This window comes from Coleofasciculus sp. LEGE 07092 (genome assembly GCF_015207375.1).
GTDB lineage: Bacteria > Cyanobacteriota > Cyanobacteriia > Cyanobacteriales > Coleofasciculaceae > LEGE-07092.
In genome coordinates, this window is the sequence record NZ_JADEWY010000026.1 from 1 (window position 1) to 20,683 (window position 20,683).

General features: G+C 45.0%; 14 protein-coding genes. 7 read left to right on the forward strand and 7 right to left on the reverse strand.

Features of this window, described 5'->3' with window-relative positions; all coding sequences use genetic code 11:
- The first annotated feature begins 183 nt into the window (after window positions 1-183).
- The 4 genes from IQ257_RS08645 to IQ257_RS08660 all read left to right on the forward strand — a co-directional run bounded on the left by IQ257_RS08645 (window position 184) and on the right by IQ257_RS08660 (window position 2,892).
- Entirely contained in the window at window positions 184-1,515 is a 1,332-nt protein-coding gene (locus IQ257_RS08645) for a hemolysin family protein (protein ID WP_193877517.1), read from the forward strand.
- Between the two features lie 367 nt (window positions 1,516-1,882).
- Window positions 1,883-2,335 carry a beta-lactamase hydrolase domain-containing protein gene (locus tag IQ257_RS08655; RefSeq protein ID WP_193877519.1) on the forward strand — a complete coding sequence of 151 codons (453 nt, stop codon included), beginning with the start codon at window positions 1,883-1,885 and terminating at the stop codon, window positions 2,333-2,335.
- A 22-nt stretch (window positions 2,336-2,357) separates the two neighbouring features.
- Window positions 2,358-2,516 (forward strand): hypothetical protein, encoded by a 159-nt coding sequence (locus IQ257_RS29940; RefSeq protein WP_228060540.1) that lies wholly within the window; start codon window positions 2,358-2,360, stop codon window positions 2,514-2,516.
- Window positions 2,464-2,892: a rhodanese-like domain-containing protein gene (locus IQ257_RS08660; RefSeq protein WP_228060541.1), complete on the forward strand. Its 429-nt coding sequence runs from the start codon at window positions 2,464-2,466 to the stop codon at window positions 2,890-2,892. Before IQ257_RS29940 ends, IQ257_RS08660 begins: the two co-directional genes overlap by 53 nt.
- Here the strand turns inward: IQ257_RS08660 and IQ257_RS08665 are convergent.
- Complete coding sequence (locus IQ257_RS08665) at window positions 2,878-3,174, reverse strand: hypothetical protein (protein ID WP_228060542.1); 297 nt, start codon at window positions 3,172-3,174, stop codon at window positions 2,878-2,880. The two genes, IQ257_RS08660 and IQ257_RS08665, sit on opposite strands and share 15 nt — an antisense overlap.
- Before the next feature lie 160 nt (window positions 3,175-3,334).
- Window positions 3,335-4,663, reverse strand: coding sequence for a cytochrome P450 (locus IQ257_RS08670; RefSeq protein ID WP_193877521.1), 1,329 nt, complete (start codon window positions 4,661-4,663; stop codon window positions 3,335-3,337).
- Window positions 4,664-4,979: 316 nt separating this feature from the next.
- On the opposite strand from IQ257_RS08670, the gene IQ257_RS08675 reads away from it, so the two are divergent.
- Both IQ257_RS08675 and IQ257_RS08680 read left to right on the forward strand, forming a co-directional pair.
- Window positions 4,980-6,599 carry an Hsp70 family protein gene (locus IQ257_RS08675; protein WP_193877523.1) on the forward strand — a complete coding sequence of 540 codons (1,620 nt, stop codon included), beginning with the start codon at window positions 4,980-4,982 and terminating at the stop codon, window positions 6,597-6,599.
- Between the two features lie 76 nt (window positions 6,600-6,675).
- Window positions 6,676-7,746 (forward strand): aspartate carbamoyltransferase catalytic subunit, encoded by a 1,071-nt coding sequence (locus IQ257_RS08680; protein ID WP_193877525.1) that lies wholly within the window; start codon window positions 6,676-6,678, stop codon window positions 7,744-7,746.
- Window positions 7,747-7,795: 49 nt separating this feature from the next.
- Here IQ257_RS08680 and IQ257_RS08685 read toward each other — a convergent pair whose 3' ends face one another.
- The 4 genes from IQ257_RS08685 to IQ257_RS08700 form a co-directional block, all read right to left on the reverse strand.
- The gene (locus IQ257_RS08685; protein WP_193877527.1) at window positions 7,796-9,541 is read right to left on the reverse strand and encodes a PAS domain S-box protein; all 1,746 of its coding nucleotides are present in this window, start codon (window positions 9,539-9,541) and stop codon (window positions 7,796-7,798) included.
- 45 nt (window positions 9,542-9,586) lie between these two features.
- A complete protein-coding gene (locus tag IQ257_RS08690) occupies window positions 9,587-9,985 on the reverse strand; it encodes a response regulator (protein WP_193877529.1) in 399 nt (132 codons plus the stop codon).
- Window positions 9,986-10,035: 50 nt separating this feature from the next.
- A complete protein-coding gene (locus IQ257_RS08695; protein WP_193877531.1) occupies window positions 10,036-16,062 on the reverse strand; it encodes an ATP-binding sensor histidine kinase in 6,027 nt (2,008 codons plus the stop codon).
- A gap of 194 nt (window positions 16,063-16,256) precedes the next feature.
- Window positions 16,257-18,599 (reverse strand): ATP-dependent helicase, encoded by a 2,343-nt coding sequence (locus IQ257_RS08700; RefSeq protein WP_193877533.1) that lies wholly within the window; start codon window positions 18,597-18,599, stop codon window positions 16,257-16,259.
- Window positions 18,600-18,767: 168 nt separating this feature from the next.
- Between IQ257_RS08700 and IQ257_RS08705 the strand changes: the two genes are divergently transcribed.
- Window positions 18,768-19,640, forward strand: a complete 873-nt coding sequence (locus IQ257_RS08705; RefSeq protein ID WP_228060543.1) for a YihY/virulence factor BrkB family protein — start codon at window positions 18,768-18,770, stop codon at window positions 19,638-19,640.
- On the opposite strand, the gene IQ257_RS08710 is transcribed toward IQ257_RS08705, so the two are convergent.
- Complete coding sequence (locus IQ257_RS08710) at window positions 19,641-20,525, reverse strand: alpha/beta hydrolase (protein WP_193877537.1); 885 nt, start codon at window positions 20,523-20,525, stop codon at window positions 19,641-19,643. It lies immediately after the preceding gene.
- Between the last annotated feature and the right edge of the window lie 158 nt (window positions 20,526-20,683).

The following is a 20,683-nucleotide window of genomic DNA, read 5'->3' on the forward strand; positions in this document are numbered from 1 at the left end:
GCGGGGGAGCTGGGGGGAAAAAAGGATGGGGAGAATAGTAACATCTCCCTTGTCCCCTTGTCTCCCTACACCCTACACCCCACTGGAATAAGAAAGGGCACGACACGATGATGTTCGCCCCCCTTTGATACTCGATACTAGAAAGTTGGGGGTACTTCTCCCCGAACATCAGTGATTAAATAAATGTCCTCTCTCACTCGCGAACTTTTCTTCGTTTTCCTGCTCATCCTGTTGAACGGTATTTTTGCCATGTCAGAGATGGCGATTGTCTCAGCACGGAAGGTACGCTTGCAACAGTTAGCCAACCGGGGAAATGCTAAAGCTCGCACGGCACTAGAACTCACCCATTCTCCGAATCAGTTTTTGTCTACCGTTCAGATTGGCATCACCCTAATCGGTATCTTGGCAGGGGCGTTTGGAGGTGCCACTATCGCTAACAAATTGGCAACCCAGTTGGAAGCCATTCCGTTTTTAGCAGCCAATGCCGAAGCGATCGCTTTGTTTGTTGTAGTTTTGATCATTACCTACTTCTCCCTTGTCCTCGGAGAACTGGTTCCAAAGCGACTAGCGTTAAATAATCCGGAACTCATTGCTACAGGTGTCGCTTCGCAGATGCGATTTTTGGCAAATCTTGCGGCTCCGGCAGTTCATCTGTTAAGTTACTCTACCGATATGGTGCTGCGCCTTTTGGGTATCGGACCTTCCAGGGAGCCGGAAGTTACGGAGGAAGAAATCAAAATCTTAATCCAGCAAGGAACTGACGCAGGAATGTTTGAGGAAGTTGAACAGGACATTGTTCAGCGGGTTTTTGGTTTGGGAGATCGGCGAGTGAGTGCCTTGATGACGCCCCGTCCAGATATCATCTGGCTGGACTTGGATGACACCTCAGAGGTGAACCGCAACAAGATAATTGGCAGCTCTCATACCCGCTTTCCGGTTTGTCAAGGCAGCATTGATAATGTGTTAGGTGTCGTGCAGGTGACAACCTTGCTGGGTCGATGTCTGGTCGGTCATCCTCTAGATCTCACTGCCTGTCTCAAACAGCCCCTATTTGTACCCGAAAGTACGCGAGCACTAAGAGTGTTGGAGCTGTTCAAGAAATCGGGACCCCATCTAGCATTGGTCGTAGATGAATACGGTGTCATTCAGGGATTAGTAACCCTCAACGACCTTTTAGAAGCCCTAGTCGGTGATATTCCCTCCGTTGATGATCGAGATGAAGTACAAGCGGTACAACGGGAAGATGGTTCCTGGTTAGTGGATGGGATGCTGTCGATAGACGAGTTCCGGCGGCTTTTTAAGATTGAGGAGTTACCAGGAGAGCAGCGAGGCAACTATCACACCTTAGGTGGTTTTGTCATTACTCACTTAGGACGCATCCCCGCTGCTGCCGAGCATTTTGAATGGGGAGGATTGCGCTTTGAAGTGATGGACATGGATGGCAATCGAGTTGATAAGGTGCTGGTGATGCCCAGGCAGAAAGAACCCTCCCAGCGTCCAAATGATGTTTATTGAAGAATTGTAGTATTCATTACAGCGTGAGTTACCTATGCCCCTAGTTATTTTAATTACCCTACTGCTAATTGTCAGTTGGTTTTTTTCAGAGGTTCTCGTTTTGTTTCCCTTGGATATCTTAAATTCCTTGAAGCCTTTCTCTTCTCTAACATTAGTGGTTGTCTTGCTAGTTTTTGTGTGGTGCTTTGGCGAATAAAAGTCAAGGGAATCATGAAGATCAGGAATCTCAGATTTCAAATGTAGCGGAATTAAAATAAAATGAACTTGCATTAGCCCATCAGTCATAAACTAAGGCTACTTCTTTAGATAGATGCACTTCTCTCTAAAAGTTTTTAATGTAAAGCCGTAAGGAAGAGGGCGAGACTGTATGCAAAATGCTCAGAAGATTAACGAACAGCTAATAGTAGCGACTAATCAGGTAACTTCAGAGCAGTTGCAACAGGCAGGACAAGAAGGAATCAAATCGGTTTTAAATTTGCGATCGCCGGACGAAGAGGGGTTTTCGAGTGATGAGCAGCAGCAGGCAGAATCTACAGGACTTGAATACACAAATATTCCCGTCAAGCCAGATGCGATGAGTGATGAACTGGCTGACAAAGTACTCCAGGAAATCGACCGACTTCCTAAACCCACTTTACTCCACTGCAAGAGCGGAATGCGTTCGGGGGCAATGGCACTGATGTATGTTGCTACCCAAGAGGGAATGACGGCAGAGGAGGCAATGGAAAAGGGTAAGCAACTTGGCTTTGATTGTGACAAATCTCCTCAGATGAAAGAGTTCTTTAAGCACTACATTTCATCCCATTCAAAAGCCAGTTGAATTCCTGTAAGGAGAAAGCCTTATGGCACTAGTCTTAGAGCAAATTAACACCGAAGGACTTGCCCAACTTTCGTACTTAATTGGAGATGACAAAGCCGGTGTGGCAGCCGTTATCGATCCGCGTCGGGATGTGGATATTTATTTACAAATGGCGCGATCGCAAACAAAGTACCATTGGTAACGAACGAATTTTTAGCGAAGCCTTTCAAGAGCGAACTGAACAAGAATTTGTGGATTGGATTTTAAAGGGTATGCCAGAGGCACCGACTTATTATTTCCGCCTCAAGAACGTCAACGCTAAGGGTGCGCCTATTAAAGGTTGCCTACCAACGTTACACCCCCTATCGCCCTCGGAATTTCAGCAAAAGATGGATGCTGAAATTACTATCGTCATCGATACTCGCTCAATTCTCGCTTTCGGTGGTGGGCACATTCCTGGTGCAATTAATATCGCCCTAGGATCTTCATTTTCTAACTGGGTTGGCTGGATGATTGATCCAGAAAAAACTATTCTGTTGGTGACAGAAAGCAATCGTGATGTATCAGGTGCTGACTAACACAAGCAGCCATCCAAAACCAAACAATGAGAAAAGAATGACACGTCCGGTTGGGTTTTGCACGTTCCACACCACTCCACCCATCGGTTGCCATTGCCAAAAGAGCAGGATGAGGCACAAACTTGAAAACAAAACATAGGTACTGCGTTCAATGGGTTTTAGAACAAATTGCGTCCACCATTTTTTAAATTCCTGTCGTGCCATAACGCTGTGTTGAATCGCAAAAAGACTGAGTAAGGCAACGTTGACAAGCAAGGCTTGAAGTAAGGGGATTTGGGGCAAAGCATCAATGGATTTGGGAACTCCTAATTTGAATTGAAGTTTACTCGTGGTGTCTGCTGTCTCACGCGGTATTTTTTGACATATTAAGCCTCGTATTTGCCGAAAACGCCAGAGCAATAGAGCGATCGCAAATAACTCATCGTCCCTGTGAACCCTAGCATTAAAGCTTACTAAACCTTACCCGTAACCCAGAACGAGGATGTAAAGTGGGGATAGCATCCATTGTTAGGTTTTGCTTGGGCAGTAATTCCCAATGGTAATGACGCAGTAAATGAGCGGCAAAAATCTTCATTTCCATCTGAGCAAATGCCAGTCCCAAACAAATGCGGGGTCCGCCACCAAAACCGACTAAACTAAACTCCTGTTGCTTGTGTTCTGCCCGTTCGGGTGAAAAGCGATCGGGATCGAATTGCTTGGGATTGGTATAGACTTCACTATCCTGATGGGTGCCTTGAATGCGATAGAGAACTTGCCAACCTGCCGGAACGTGGTAGCCTTGATACTCAAAGGACTTCACCACTCCTCGAAATCCACCAGCAATGGGAGGATAAAGGCGTTCGACTTCCCGCAATATCTGTTCTAGGTACGGCATTTGCTTCAATTGCTCGAAGGTGATAGCACCCTCTGTTGCGAATTGCTGCTGTTCTGCCCTCGCTTTGGCTAACACATCTGGATGCTGCGCGAGTGCCATAGCCAAAGATGTCAACATGGATGTCGTTGTCTCGTGTCCCGCAAATAACAGCAGTAGCGTTTGGGCTTTGAGTTCATTCATAGAGAGGGCATTTCCCTCCTCATCTTGACTCTGTACCAGCAACCCCAAAGCATCCTGGGCAGGTTCTTGCTGTCGCTTTCGCACCGCTTGTTCGATGTAAGCTAATAACTGATTCCTTGCTGCCAATGCCTTACCATAAGTCGTCCAGCGCCAGCGCAAAGGTACGGCAAATAAACCTGATGTCAGTTGTGCAAACCACTGCGATAGTTGGGCTATATTTTCTCCGGGTTTACTGCCAACGAGGAGGATACTGGCAATCTCAAATGTCATCTGTTTGAGTTCGGAGAACCAGGTGAACGTACCCAGATGTTCCCATTTTTTGAGATAGTCGTGGATGAGACTATCCATTGTCTCTAAATAATTTGCCAACGCCTTGCCGTGAAACGCTGGCATTAATAACTTACGATTGCGCCTGTGTTCCTCCCCTTCTTGGACGAATAGTGACTCTCCCAATAGTTCCTTGAATGTATCGGGCCACCCCTCGCGCCAGGAGAAGCAATCCATATCGGAAGAGAGGATAAAGCGGTTGGCATCTGCCCCCACCATGACAACAGTTGGTCGCCCTAAGATGTTAGTTTTGAAAATTGAGCCATACTTGCGTTGCCGTTTAATGGCAAAATCAGGATCGAATAGAAAACCAAGAGTTTCGCCAATCCCAGGTAGACCGAAAGTACCGGGAGGTAAGGGCAAGGTTTTCGGGCTGTCCGTTGCAGTCATGAGTATCGGAGGTCGTGCAGTTAGGGTAGGCTATCTCATTTTAGGGGTTAAATTATTAAGCTTTCTACCCCATTGACTTACACAAAGATATCCGTTTTGAGTGCCTCTGTTTTTGACGGGTCACTTATGGGTGCCAGCCTGGTCTAGTACGATCTGTTACAAGTAGCGATCGCTCATTCCTCTGACTCAACTCTGGCATCACCCCCCTAGCCCCCCTTATTAAGGGGGGAATAGAAGGAAGAATCTTTATTCTTGGGGGACTATCAATGGAGAGAAGCGATCGCTTACCGATAAATCGCTGACAGCTACCGAACTCATGTCTACAACTAGGAGTGCGTCCTACGCCATTGATTTTGGCACGAGCAACACTGTAATCACGCGCTGGAATGCCGCCACCCAGCAACCAGAAACGATAAGTTTACCCGGTTTATCCCAGCAACTGGGTGCCAATCCGCCTTTAATTCCCAGTTTGGTTTATGTTGAGGATGCGAATCAGAGTAATATTATTGTGGGTCAAGCCGTGCGCGATCGCGGTTTAGATCTCAACTCTGACCCCCGCTTCTTCCGCAGCTTCAAACGCGGGATTGGGACAGATATTCAAGGATTTCTACCCGAACTGGATGGACAAACGATAACGTTTGAGCAAGTCGGGCAGTGGTTCCTGAACCAGATTATTGAGAAACTCTCACCGTCTCAGTCAGACGCCATTGAATCCCTGATTCTCACCGTCCCCGTGGATAGCTTTGAAGCCTATCGGCATTGGCTGACGGGGGTTTGCCAGTCCCTACCCGTGGAACAAGTCCGGATATTGGATGAACCCACCGCCGCCGCGTTGGGCTACGGAATTGCTGAAGGGGAAACCCTGCTAGTGGTTGACTTTGGGGGGGGGACTCTGGATTTATCCTTGGTGCGGTTGGATCAAGAGGCTCAACGGACGACGAAACCCCTCGGCTTTATTCTGAAGTGGGGTGAGAAAGTACTGGGAGACAGTTCTGGACAGAAGCCAAAAATTGCTCGCGTATTGGCAAAAACAGGGCAGAATCTGGGAGGCTCGGATATTGATCACTGGTTGGTGGATTATTTTGCGGAGACGCAAGGGTTAATGCGATCGCCCTTAACCACTCGACTGGCAGAACGCCTGAAAATTGAGCTATCTGAGCAGGAATCAGCGACGGAAGTCTATTTTAATGACGAAACCTTTGAGAGTTACGAACTCAAACTCGATCGCCAGGGGTTTGAAAAAATCCTCAGAAAGCATCAATTTTATGAGAACCTAGATGAGAGAATGACCCAACTCTTGCAACAAGCGCGGCGCAGTGGTATCGAAGTATCTGATATTGATGCGGTGCTGTTAGTCGGGGGGACGGTGAAAATCCCGGCTGTTCAAGATTGGGTGCGCCAGTATTTCGACGCGGATCAGATTCGTTGCGAGAAACCCTTTGAAGCGATCGCTCAAGGTGCTCTGCAACTGGCACAAGGGATTGAAATCCAGGATTTCCTCTACCATAGCTACGGCGTCCGCTATTGGGACAGGCGCAATAATTGCCACAACTGGCATTCGATTATTAAAGCCGGACAACCTTACCCCATGCCTAACCCCGTGGAATTGGTACTGGGGGCATCTGTGGACAATCAACCCAGTATTGAACTTATTGTCGGGGAGTTGGGTGCAGATACGGGGGCGACGGAAGTGTATTTTGAAGGCGATCGCTTAGTGACTCGGCAGTTAGGTGGGGGTAAAACGAGTGTGCAACCCCTGAATGATCGAGAGGGTGCCAGAACTATTGCCCAACTCACACCGCCTGGAAGTCCAGGACGCGATCGCATTAAAGTTAAGTTTTGGGTGGATAGCGATCGCTCTTTGCGGATTGGGGTTGAGGATTTGCTGACGGAGCAACTCTTATTGCAAAATCAGGTTGTAGCTCAATTGAGTTAATCCCCATGGAATTATCCCGTAGGACAGGCAACATGAGCTGTCTGTGGAACTCCTTTATAATTCACAATTAACCCCTATGGCTACTGCCACCTGGACTCGCCGCCACATTCTTTCCTTGGCTGACTTTACACCTGCCGAATACGACAGCGTACTGCAAACGGCTGCTAGTTGTCGAGAAATTCTCTCCCGGCGAACTAAAAAAGTTCCAGCATTACAAGGTCAAGTTGTTGCTAATTTATTTTTTGAACCCTCAACTCGCACTCGCAGTAGCTTTGAACTAGCGGCAAAGCGTCTCAGTGCAGATACCCTCAACTTTGCGCCAGGAACGTCGTCGATGACGAAAGGCGAAACCATTCTGGATACCGCCAAAACCTATTTGGCAATGGGTGCGGATATGATGGTGATTCGCCATCGAGAGGCAGGAGTACCGAATGCGATCGCCGATGAAATGGATCGACTGGGTGTTCGGGTGGGTATTCTCAATGCTGGGGATGGGCAACACGAACATCCCTCTCAGGCATTGCTAGACTTATTTACGATTACGTCTCTCTTAGACTTTGAATATCCTCGTCTAAAGCTGTTGGCGGATAAGAAAGTTGCCATTGTTGGCGATATCGTCCATTCCAGAGTCGCTCGTTCCAATATCTGGAGTCTCACGGCTAGCGGTGCCCAAGTGCATCTCGCTGGACCCCCGACACTCCTGCCTAAGTTGTTTGCAGAATGGGGAGTGGGGAATAGGGAATGGGCTTCCGCCGTGAGCGTCAGCCGAACGGGAGTGGGGAATGGGATTAAAGGGAATAAGAACACAGAACTCCCAAATCGCCAGCTATTCGTCCACTGGGATATCGAACCCGCCCTCAAAGATGCTGATTTTGTGATGACGTTGCGGCTGCAAAAGGAACGCATGAGTGCCCACCTGCTGCCGAGTTTGCGAGAATATCACCAGCGTTATGGCATTACCCGCGATCGCTTGAAACTCTGCCGACCTGAGGTTAAAGTATTACATCCAGGACCCGTTAATCGAGGTGTTGAGATTAGTTCTGATTTAATGGATGACCCGGAATTTAGCCTAATTTCTGAACAGGTAACGAGTGGTGTTGCGGTGCGGATGGCGCTGCTTTACTTGATGGGGAGTGGTAAGCCTTAATTAAGATATTCTATCTCTAGTTAGGGTTTACACGGCAGCGATCGCCCGCTCAAACGGTATACTTAACGCAATCGCATCTTGCTGTCTCTGGTTGCGGCTGACAGCGCAACCGATAGATTTGAGCCACTGTGTCTTGTGGGTTAAGGCTCAATACTTCTTCAAATCGTCGTCCGGCTTGCTTCGTTGCTTGCTGATGATAGAGGAACAACCCTTCTTCAAAGATAGCTTTTGTGGCTAACTTGCCTTCTTTAACTTGAGAATTATCCCCATCAAAAACTTCAAAAACTGCCACAGCTTTTGACTTTCCCTTAACAAGTACGCGCTCGATGAAGCGGATACTGTACTCTGTGGGGCTTTGCAAACGAGCCAAAGTCTGGTGAGTGATTAACAGGGATACCCTATATACTTTTGTCAGGTTTTCCAATCGGGCGGCTAAATTAACATCATCACTAATTACTGTGCTGTCCATCCGGTTTTTTCCGCCGACTGTCCCTAGCATTAAAGAACCTGTATTGATACCAATGCCAATAGAGATGGGTTTATAGCCGGATTTAACCCGCTTTTGATTATACTCGGTGAGACATTGCAACATGGCAATTCCCGCATTCACAGCCTCATCTGCACTGCCACTAAACAGTGCCATAATCCCATCACCAATGTATTTATCAATAAAGCCTTGATTTTCGATAATTGCTGATTCCATACGAGAAAGATAGGCATTAATAAATTTAAAATTGTCCTCCGGCGTCATGGTTTCAGATAGGGTGGTGAAGTCACGAATATCGGAAAATAGCACCGACATTTCTTTCTGCACTTGATCGCCCAAGCGAACATCGACAATGCTTTTCTTGTCTAACAACTGGAGGAATTGACTGGGGACAAAGCGTGAGAAGGCTTGATTGAGTTGATACAGTTCATTCGTAAACTTCATTCGTTCAGCTTCAGCTTGTTTACGAGCGGTGATATCTTCAACAAAGCCTTGATAGTAGCACAGTAATCCATCAGCATCACAGACAGTGCGGGCACTCTCACTAATCCAGATGATACTGCCATCCTTGCGATAGACTCTTGACTCAAAATTAGAAACTTCACCGTAGTTTTGCATTAAGGTAAGAAACTCTGTACGGTTGTGGGGTTCGACGTACAGTTGTTCGGGAATATTGGTAATTGTTGCCATCAATTCTTCCGGTGAGTCGTAGCCGTAAATTTGAGCTAAGGCGCGATTGGCATTGAGATAGCTCCCGTCAGAATTACTTTGAAAGATGCCTTCTAGCGCATTTTCAAAGATGGAACGATACTTCTGTTCGCTCTCATCAAGTTTGTCGATTAGTGCTGCTTGTTCCAGGTTTAATTGTTTAAGTTCAGCATTTTTGGTAGCTATATTTTTATCCTGAAGATAGCTATATATGGCTTCAGTTACGGTCAACTTTAGGTCTTCAGGTTGCCAAGGCTTGGCAATGTAACGATATAATTTGGCATACTTAATTGCCCTTCCTACTGCTTCAATATCCGCTTGCCCAGTCAGCATGATTTTGAGGGTTTTGGGAGAAAGTTGATGAACGCGCTTTAACAGCTCATCTCCCTTCATATCCGGCATAATATGATCGGAAATAATTAAGGGGACTTCATCACCATCCTCTAACAAATCTTGAACTAATTCTAATGCCTCCTCTCCTCCTTCAGCAATTTCGATTAGATAATTATTGCCGATCGCTTCTTGAAGTTCTGCTCTGAGGCTTCTAAGTACAGTTGCCTCATCATCGACACAAATAATGGTTGGTTTGTTTTTTGTCATTAGTCATTGGTCATTTTTGTTCGTTAATTTCATACTTCAAACTTTTTATTGGAGTTGCTCTAAACCTGATTTAAGGGTTTCTATTAATTCTGCTTCAGACCAAGGCTTAAATAAGCAGCAATGGAGATTCGCGTGATCCTTTGCCCGTTGAATGGCTAATTCATCGGCTTGACCCGTTAGCAAAATTTTAATTACGTTGGGAAATTGCTGATGCACTCTGATGAGAAATTCGTCCCCCTTCATCCCAGGCATTAACCAATCCGAGACAATTAGAATAATGCTCATGTCCTCCTCGCTGAGTTCATGAATGACCTCTAAAGCCTCATCAGCATCTTCAGCCGCTTCATAGGCGTAGTCATTTCCAAAGGCTTCCATCAGTTGCGTCCTGAGACTCTGTAATACGGCTTTTTCGTCATCAACACATAAAATAACGGGTTTACTCATTAGTCATTCGTCCTTAGTCATTGGTCATTAGTGTTGGTAGTCTGCTACTACTATTCATCAGGCTGAATTGGGATAAAAACATGGAATGTAGTCCGACCCGGTTGGCTGTCTACAGTGATGTTACCGGAATGCTTATCAATGATTTTTTTGACAATATCCAGCCCTAAGCCACTGCCTTCACCAGCGGGTTTAGTGGTAAAAAATGGCTCAAATATTTTCGCTTGAATTTCTTCAGGTATCCCACAGCCGTTATCGGTAATGCTAATCTTAGCCTGCTGGTCAACTTGAGTAACATCAATCGTTAACGTGCCTCGATTATCCATTGCTTGTAAGGCATTATGAATGAGGTTTGTCCAGACCTGATTCAGTTCATCAGGATAACAGGGTACAGGTGAAATTTCGGCATAATTTTTGATGACATCAACTCCCTGTTTGAGTTGATTTTGATAGAGGGTTAAGACCGTTTCAATTCCTTCGCTAAGGTTAACTATTGTCTTGTCTCGCGACTGGTCATAACGGGAATAGGTTTTCAATGCAAACACCACTTTCGAGGCTCGGTCTGTGGAAGTATTAATAGTAGCTGTGCCTCTTTTTAATTCAGAAAGTTTATAGGCGATTTCTAAGATTTTAAAACTGTCAGGTTTTTTTAACAGAGGCACAAAGGCATCAATTTCGTCAGAAATCCCCATAATCACCAGCCTCTCCGCCATGATATCGGCATTATCAATTTCTGAACTTTCCAGTTCGCGTCTTAAAGCTCTTTTAAATTTACGCTCTTCTTTAGTGGAGAATGTTGATTGGTGTTGTAGTGAGCGTTGTAGTAAGGCTAAGAAACTGGCGGAGTCTTCTGTTGAGAGGGATTGAAACAGTGTGGGTAACTGTTCTAGGGTTTGGTCTAAGAATTTAGTAATATTTCCGGCGGAGGAACGAATTGCCCCGAGGGGAGTATTGATTTCATGGGCAATGCCTGCGACTAACTGTCCCAAAGCAGCCATTTTTTCTTTTTGTATCAGTTCATTTTGGGTTGTTTTGAGTTCTTCGACTGCTTGGGCAAGTGCTTGGGTACGTTCGGCGACTTGAATTTCTAAGGTGCAGTTGTAGTCAGCTAAGAACTTCTCTGTTTGTTTGCGCTCGGTGATGTCTTGAAAAGCGGCAATGGCATAGGCAATCTTACCCCTTTCATCAAAAATTGGCGTACTAGACACCTCTAAGGGTAGAGTTTTATCGGGTTGGTGAAGTTCTAAATCGTCAGCTTTGACTGTTTCACCTGCCAAGGAACGCACGATGGGTAGTCGATCGTTGGGATATACCTGTTGGGTTCCGGCACGATAAACTTGATAAGCCTCTGCGATTTGCTCGGTTTTGGCTTCGGGTGCTATGTTGATGCCGAGTAACTGTTGTGCTGTTTGGTTGGCATAGTGGAGTTGTCCTGTAGGAGTGTGGACAGATACACCTACAGGCATGGCTTCTAGGTATTGCGTCAACCGTCGTTCGCTTTCTTTCACCTCGGCGTAGAGCTTGGCATTGGTAATTGCGATCGCAGCTTGTCCAGATAATAGTTGTAGAACTTCTAATCTATCAGATGTAAACGCTCCGGTAGTTAGATTATTCTCCAGGTAAACAATACCATTCAGTTGTCCTTGGTTGAGCAGGGGGACACAGAGAACAGATTTAACGCCATATTTTTTGATATAACGTTCATTGGTAAAGTTGCCCTTGTGCATAGCATCATCCAAGACCAAATTTTCCCCAGTCCGAACGACGTAGTTAATGATGGCTGAGGACAGCAGGGGCATTTCTCCATCTGGTTTGACAAATTCAATGGGCATGGATTGCAAGACAGTAACTTGACCATTTGCCTGTGCTTCGGCTTCGATGAACAATTCTCCATTCGTTTCTAGGAGCAAAAATCCAGATTGTGTTCCTGTGTTTTCCAAAATAATCGTAATCAGTTTTGTTAGTAGTTTATCTAATCGAATCTCACCGGAAATGGCTTGGGATGCCTTCATTACAGTGGCGAAATCTAACACTGATACTGACTGACTACCACTTGTAGACTTGATAGTTGTCGTGGAGGTGGAGGTAATACTTTTGGTAGATGAGGATTTCGGTAGTAGCTGGGGATATTTGGCTTCTAAATCCTCAACTTTTGCCTTTGCTCCCCAGCGCCTATAACTATAGTGTGCCTCTTTCATATAAGTTTGGGCAAACTTCTCCCTGCCGCGCTCTAGATAAAACTTGGCGGCTAATTCGTAAGCCAAGGCTTCTTCTTGAATAAATCCATTCTTTCTAGCGCCTGAAATCGCTTTTTCATAAAACTCTTGCGCTTCCCAAAATTGTCCTAAAAATCTTGCTTTTTCTGCTTCAACTAGATGATATTTATGTAAGAAATTCATTGGGGCATGATTCGCCCAGTTCTGCATTTTTGCTTGGTTGGAATTAATGCGATCGAGCCAAGCCTCTTGTTCCGAGGTTGAAGCATTAGTAAATACGCTCAAATGAGCTAGAGAATCATAGAAATGGAAAAGCGACACAACCATCATTGCTGTCACATTATCCAAATACTGTTCTGCCAAAACAGCATTTTGTGCAGCTTGACGATAATCACCAAATAAATAACTGAGGATAATCTTATTTAGATATAAGTAGTGCAACTCAGTCCTGTCATTTTTTTCAAGGGCAAGGGGGAATGCTAGCTCTTCATTGCAAGCATCACCCCTTAATAGAGAGGGGTTTTCTTCTTGACCCAATAAGTTACGAACTGCCTGCAAAAATATTGAGAGCCAATTAAAAGGTCTTTCCCGCCTTAGTTGACTAATAGCTTTACGATAGGTCGATATTTTTTGTTCTAGCTCAGTAAGTTCGTTACCGATAAAATATGAATGAAAATTATTGAAAAATGCACAATAGCCAGCATATTCAAAATCTCCCATTTCTATTCCACTCTGATAGCCATCAATCAGAATAGGTAGTGTTTCTTTGAAATGCTCTTTCCAATGGATTATGAAGGCTCCAAACACCTGCAATGTCTTACACTTGATGTTCTTGATATCTAGCAATTCAACTAACTTTAAACTCAATCTACCAAAACTATAACCAGAATCAATGTCCTGAACGACCCCACACAAAATTAATCCGTAACAAGCATAAGCAAATGGAGCCCAGCATGAATTGCCATATTTGATAGATATATTCACTTGTTCGCATATCACAAGTATAAACAGTGCTGGCGAAGCTGTAATAGTACTAGCAACTATACTCGAAAAGATCAGTAGGGCTGCCTGCTTCTCCGATTCGGTCATTAAAGGTAAGTTAATTAAATCTTTAATGTCTTGAGCCGCAACGAGTGAAGCCGTTTTTTCGAGTTCTCTTTGAACATCCCACTGGCTCGGATCTTCTGGTAAGCTTATCCCTAATTGTGTCAGTGCGATCAGGCTAATTTGAATTCCTTCTTTTATTTTACTTTGTGCACCAGCAGCTTGAATTTTTACATCATAAACTTTTACTTTATCCAGCACACTTTTAGCACGATTTAGTACTTCTTCTGCCAGTTGTTCCATTTCGGGAAAGTCGCCATTGAGATATGCTGCTTCTGCGGCTTCTTGGTGTAGCGCTAAAGTTAAGTCATAGTTACTCTGCCAACTATCTACATTTAGCAGGTTTAGTCCTGTATTCAAATAGTCAACGGCTGCCACATACGCTGTTGCAGCTTTAGCTTTTTTGCCTGCCATCAGATTCAATTTGGCGATTTCATTTCGTTCTTCTTGACAGATATGTAGGGGTAGTGCTCCCGTGCCTACCCCCATACCTAGATTGAGGTGATCGACGATTTCAAATATCTCCTCTGATAGGGCTTCCGGATCTGTATTCTGCAACAGTAGCCGACCAATTTGTAAATGAACTACTATTTTTTGCGCCTCATCAATCAAGGCATATCCTGCTTGTTGAACTCGGTCGTGTAGAAACTTGTAATTCTGAATTAACAGTTGAGTATCTAACTCAGATGTAGGTAGAATTAACCCATACTGAATTGCCATCACTAGGTCTGGAAAAATTTCCTCTTTGGATTTTTCACAAACAATAGAAATGGTGGTTAAGTCGAAATAAGCACCGACACAAGCCGCCAAGCGTAAAACATGCTGAGTCGATTCTGGGAGTTTCTTCAACTTGCCAATCATCAACTCCACCACATTATCAGTAATATCTTGTGCCTCAATGGTGGAAATATCCCACTGCCAGAACCCCCCTTTACTTCCCCCCTTAGTAAGGAGGGATTGAGGGAGGTGAAACGTGATTAAGTTTTCCGAGTGCAATGTTTTGAGAAATTGATTAGCAAAAAAGGGATTGCCGCCAGTTTTTCGCTTCACCAATTCGGCTAAAGGTTTGACCTCATCAGTGTCACTATGTAAAGTGTCAGCAATGAGTTGGCTAATATGCTCTAATGCTAACGGTGCTAAAGTAATCGAATTGACAATTGCCCCTTGTTTTTGCAAGCCTTCAAGCGTCATCATCAAAGGATGTGTGGGGCTGACTTCGTTATCCCGATACGCCCCAATGAGGAACAAATATTGTGTTTCGCTATCTATCATCATCAATTCAATCAACTTGAGTGTAGCCGAGTCTGCCCACTGTAAATCATCCAGGAAGATAACCAAAGGATGCTCTTTTGTACAAAAGGCTCGGACGAAGTTTTGGAAAACTAAATTAAAGCGATTTTGCGACTCAGTTGGTGCTAACTCAGGTACGGGTGGCTGTTTGCCAATAATTAGTTCTACTTCCGGGATGACATCAATAATTACCTGCCCATTCTTACCAACAGCGGCTAACAATTTTTCTCGCCATTGAGTTAGTTGCGCTTCACTTTCGGTTAACAGTTGCCGCATTAATCCCTTAAAGGCATTAACGACAGCCGAGTAAGGAATATTGCGCTGAAATTGGTCAAATTTACCGGAGATAAAATAGCCGCGTTTTTCGGTAATCGGTTTATGAATTTCGGCAACCAATGCTGATTTACCAATACCGGAATAACCCGCTACTAGCATCAATTCAATCTTGGATTGGCCAATCTCCGCGTCCCCGTGTCCCCGTGTCCCCGTGTCTTCTTCCCGTGCTACTCTCTCAAATGCTGCTAGTAAGGTTTCAACTTCCGCTTCACGTCCATAAAGTTTTTGGGGAATTTGAAACTTGTCAGAAATATCTTGAGTCCCCAAAGGAAAGTCGGAAATTTCTCCCTTTGTCTGTAATTGATGGAGACATTCTTCTAAATCGGCTTTAATTCCCCAAGCACTTTGATACCGTTCCTCTGCCGTCTTTGCCATCAACTTCATGACTATATCTGACAAAGCTTGAGGAATTTCTTCCCTTCTGCCTTCTTTAGGTGGTATGGGTTGTTTAGCGATATGACAATGGACTAATTCCAATGCATCTGTTGTCTCAAACGGAAACTTTCCAGTTAGCAATTCGTAAAAAGTAACACCCAATGAATAAAAATCCGTGCGATAATCCAAAGCCCGATTCATCCGTCCCGTTTGTTCTGGGGACATATATGCTAATGTGCCTTCTAAAACATTGGGATTTTTTAGAGTAGGATTTTCACGGCTTAATTGGGTAGAGATGCCAAAATCAATGATTTTAAGTTGTCCCGTTTCTGGGTTATAGGCAATATTGGCAGGGTTAATATCTTTGTGGATGACATTACTGCTGTGAATCTGTCCCAAAATCTCAGCTATTTTGATGGCAATATCCAGAAATTCTGCTAGGGGCAATTCATGAATTGCCCCTACACTGTCATTCATCAATTGTTTTAAAGATTGACCCCCAAAATCCTCCAGAATAATAACCAAGCTTCTCTGATAAGGTTCTAAAGCATAAGCCTTAACGACTCCATCAATAGTTAGATTTCGGATAATTTCATACTCCTGCTTATAGCGAGTGAGTTCTGAAGCTGTCGGATAATCTTCTTTGAGTACTTTGAGAATTACTGCTTGCTTATCCTGTTCTCGAATTCCTAGATAAACTAAGGAATTAGCACTTTCATAGATTTGCTCTATGATTTGGTAGCCAGGAATGGTAATCATCGTTAGGATTCTTCAAAAAATCTGGGGAATTTTCAAATTTTTTTTCGTAATACACAGGTCTTACTTGTTATACGAAATGCTCTATCAGTGACCTGTTTCAAAAAAGACAAAAACGAGTAACTTTATTATAATTTAAGATTTTATTATTTCAGCAAAGATTGTAAAATAGGACACTCTAACTGAGATATCACGCTTCAACTTTGCATCGCAGATAGGGAAACCACCGATTCCGGAAACCGATTTTTCAACGCTGGCAATACCGGACAATGCTTTTTGACCTGTAAGTTATCCGATGTCTTAACGCTAAACGTATTCCAACGAAACGGTCCCTTCTCAGCCGCAGACATCCACAGCAAACGCTTCGCCCGGGTCATCGCCACATATAATAAACGAAACTCCTCCGCCATCTTTAAATATCCGGCTAGTTCCCACGCCTCCATTGCCATCGGTAAAGGTTGCTGATGCAAACTCGCCCGAATTTGCGCTCTAGCGACTTCTGCTAACGTAAAATCTCCTAAAAATTGAGCGGCTGTAGGCACCCAAGGACTACCAGGAATCGTATCTTCGTGGAGAAAGGGAAGAAACACATAGTCCCAGTCGAGCCCCTTCGCTTTGTGCATGGTGATAATTGTCAGTTGCCGCTTGCGGAGATAGCGGGAGTCAGCGTCTTCGGTTTCCACAGGTTCAAAGCGTTCCGAGGTGACAATTTCATTCAGGGCGGATAGGGTAGCAAGCATGGAACTTCTGCCATAGGTTTGTTTTGCCACCCGTTCTGCTAATTTATCAGCCGTTGCCAGTTCCGATTGGTCGTACTTTAGGGTCAGTGCCAGGAAAGAAATCAGATGATAATGAGGCAGTTCTAAACGGGCACGTAGTAAGCTGCGGCAGTATTGCGCCGCTTGACGTACTGGGGGTGTTTGGGCTGGGTCGAGGGGACCTGGGTAGAGGAATTGTTCCGGGGACGTGGCAAGGGCGTTGAGGTCTTGGGTGGGAATCAGTTGGCGCTGTACTAGGACATCAAGTGCCGCTTTTAGGTAATCGGGGGAATGGGGGCGATCGATGAATTGCAAGAGTGCTAGGATTTCACCGGGAATATGAGATTGGCGATCGCTGGTTTGCACATCATAGACCTCGATTCCGTGCTGGCGTTTGAGATACTCCAGTTTCTGTGCCACAAACGTCCCTTGTCGATTCTCCCGCACTAATACAGCCGCGTTATGGTCGGGATTTTGGGTCAATAACTCTACTACCCGTTCGCCTATCAGTTCGACAGTTTGGTAAATATCTCTAGGCGTGTAAATTTCCAAACCATGACCCGTTGGAATCGGGTTAGCCTCGGGTTGGGGGTCGTCGCCAGGAACAGGGCGAATAATTTGGGGGCGAAAGGGAAGACCGGATGAATCGTCGTTTTTAAAATAGGTGCGATTAACCCAGTTTAAAATAAAATTAGCAGCATCGATAATAATAGAGGTACTGCGTCCTGCTTGATCCATGGTTGCCAGACGCCCCTGAGTTTTGCACTCTTGGCAGAACCAATTAAAATAAATCGGGTCAGCAGGGGTAAAGGTGGAGTTAATCGCTTGATTGGGGTCGCCGACTCGGATTAAATTGGGTGGAACGTTGGGGTTATTTGGATCAGCGGCGAGGGTTTGCAGCAGTCGGTATTGTAAGGGACTAGAATCTTGGGCTTCGTCTTCAAAGACGGCAAAGAATTGGTTCTGCCACAGTTGGCGGATGGTATTGTTTTCTAAGACGCGCAGTGCCGCTAGAATCATATCGTCATAGTCGATAAAGTCTCGCGATCGCGTCAGGGTTTGGTACTGGTTGTAGAGTCCGGCTGCGATCGCTAAAATGTCATAAGGATCAGCTACCAAGTCGCTAATGCGCCACAAATCCTCTGGCAGTAACCCAGAACTTTTCGCTTCGTGGATAACCGTATAAGCCAAGTTTGGCAGTACTTCCGTCCGCAGCACCGACTGTCGCCGCAGCCGTTCGGTTTCTTCCCCGTCAAAACTTTGTCCTTCCAGCAGGGTGGAATAGCGGCGGGGGTTAGCGGCAATCCACTGTTCCACGCAAGTCCGAATTAAGCGGTGGCTTTGATTGGGTGTTACCACCGTCGCATTCTCTAAATTAATGCCCGATACTTCGGGATGACGGTTGGCAATATTGAGTGCCAAACCGTGCAAGGTATAGACAACAAAGCTATTTTGTGGTAAATATAAAGGCTTAAGATAGCCACGAATTTTTGCTTTGATACTAGCAGCAGCAGAACGAGTGAAGGTGACGACGACGAGTTGACGCTTGCCGTGGAGTTGGTAACGAGCAATAGCGATCGCGGCTGCTACTGCCATTCCTGTAGACTTTCCGGCACCGGGTACTGCCGAGACTGCTAGTTGTCCCCCCTGCCAATCTGCCATATTTTGCTGTCCCAGTCTGAGGCTGTTGCGGAGTCTGTGTAGTTCCCGTTCCCGCATAGCGGTGAGGGAGAGTTGCAGGGAGTCGGGGTGAGTTAGGTTGGTGTCTAGATCGTCTGGCATTGTTTGGCGTGGCAACAAGCGACAATCTTTATGATAGAGAGTTTGTTGGTTCCACTTCCTGCCCACCCCCTTCATCCCTCTCAAGGCAAAGGCTTTTCATCGCCAAAAATGGCATGATGAATCAACAGCGAACTCAAGAATCAGTTTTCGATGAGAAGAATATTGAGGTTGATCAAAGCAACCTTTTCTCAATGGCAGAAGGATCAAGCCTCGCTAATGGCAGCCGCCTTAGCCTATTACACTGTTTTTTCTCTGGCACCACTTTTAATTATTGTGATCGCAATTGCTGGAGCAGTATTTGGGGAACAGGCAGCTCAAGGGGAGCTGGTAAGGCAAATTCAAGAGGTTGTCGGTAAGGATGCGGCTGAATTCATTCAGGTTGCGATTGAAAATACTAGCAATATCGAGCCAGATGGAGGTATTTTCCCCACCTTGCTCAATATCGGCATCCTTCTGTTCGGCGCAACTATCGTGTTTGCTCAACTGCAAACGTCACTGAATAAGATTTGGGAGGTAAAACTAAAGCCCGGAAACTCAATCAAGCTCTTTTTGCGCAAACGTATTTTATCATTTTCGATGGTGTTGGCGGTTGCATTTTTACTGCTCGTATCCTTGGTAGTTAGTGCAATTTTAGCGATTATCAACAATTATTTTAGGGACTTAATACCGGGCTTCAGTTACTTATGGGAATTTCTCAACTTTCTCATTTCTTTCGGACTTGCTATCCTGCTATTTGCGATGGTTTATAAAGTTTTGCCTGATGCCAAAATTGCTTGGCAGGATGTTGGTGTAGGCGCAATCATCACAGCGGTACTGTTTGAGATTGGCAAAGCACTACTGGGGTTTTATTTAGGTCAAATGGGCGTGGGTTCTGCCTACGGTGCAGCGGGTTCCTTAGTTGTTATTTTGACTTGGGTTTTTTATTCGGCTCAAATTCTATTTTTGGGGGCAGAATTCACAAAAGTATATGCTAAAAGTTATGGAAAAAAAATTAAGCCCGCGCACTATGCCGTGCGTGTTTCTAGTAACTCTAATAGCTAATTAAAGCGGTAATCCTTTTTCTTGGACTTCTGTCCAAGTTTGATGGCTGTCCACATAAGCTTTAGTTACGTCTAGGAGTAAACTGAGGTATTTATTTCCCTCCGCTTCAGTCATCATGGTGTGAGGAATATTTAACTCTCCCTTGAAACAATAATACCAGGATTGCGGCTGATGGTTGAGGACAGCTTCAAATAAATCTTGCTGATCCTGGAGATTGGTGGCGCGATCGCTCTTACTAGAAACCATTAATATTGGGGTAGCAGGCATGATTTCAGCGCGATCGAGAACCTCCTGCCCCAAATCTAATAAGACTTCTAATGCTGGGATGCAAAAGCCCTCGTAGCCAAAATTTCCGGGATTATCTTTATTGAGCCATTCATAGTAAAAGGGGAGAATTTGTACCAACCAATCTATGAGAATCGTGTTACTGCTTAGGTAGGGTGCAAAGAGTAGAGTTTTTTCAATAAATTGGGGAGAGTTTTGAGCTAACCAAGCTGCCAAGGTACCGCCGATGGAATATCCTCCCAGGATTACTTGTTTGCCTAAGGGTATAGCTTGTTGCAACCACTCCAGCACAAACTGTTGGTAAACTTGAATATCTGTAGGTAAGGGAGGAGGATTCTCGCCGTTGTCATGTCCGGCAACTCCATGACCGGGCATCAAGGGAACTAAGACGTTATAACCTGCCTGAAACAAGGCTTTTCCCAGAGGCTCAAATTGGTAGGGACCAGCGGTGAATCCGTGGAAGAACAGGCAAACTTTTGGAGTAGGATGGGGGTGGAAAAAGAATTTCGAGCGGCACTCCTTGTTCCGGATGGGTAAAGCATCTTCGGAGATTTTAGCTTGCTCGATAATCGTCGAGATTGTGGTGGAGTAGTCAATCATGGAATTACTAGTTTTTCAACACATCCCTTGGGCAGTATAGCAGGCAATGACAGGCACTGATCGATGATAATGGCGGAGATGAAGTTATTGTGATTCTAGGGAGTCAAACTATTGATAACTAAAACCCAGTTACGATAATTTCTGGAATTAAGTAAGGC